The 316-nt window shown below is 73.7% G+C and carries 1 pseudogene; it reads right to left on the bottom strand.

The annotated features are described in order from the left end of the window. Window positions 1-316 (bottom strand): annotated as a pseudogene (locus ACZYRU_RS26905) (P-loop NTPase); the annotation flags it as partial.

The following is a 316-nucleotide window of genomic DNA, read 5'->3' as shown; positions in this document are numbered from 1 at the left end:
CGAGCGAGATGGCGATGTCGCCGGTGCCCGGGGGCAGGTCGAGGAGGAGCACGTCGAGGTCGCCCCAGTAGCCGTCGGCGAGCATCTGCACGAGCGCGCGGTCGAGCATCGGTCCGCGCCAGGCGACGACCTGGTCGCGGCGCGGCTAGAGCATGCCGATGGAGATCACCGACACGCCGGACGGGGTCGGGACCGGCATGCTCAGGTCGTCGCCCTGGGTCGGCCGGGCGTCGGCGACAGCGAGCTTCGCCGGGATCGAGTGGCCGTAGATGTCGGCGTCGACGAGGCCGACCTTGCGCCCGGCCCGGGCCAGGGC

The organism is Nocardioides sp. F233, assembly GCF_057813895.1.
Note: the sequence above shows the minus strand (reverse complement) of the source record. Positions and strands in the feature narration are given on the sequence as shown.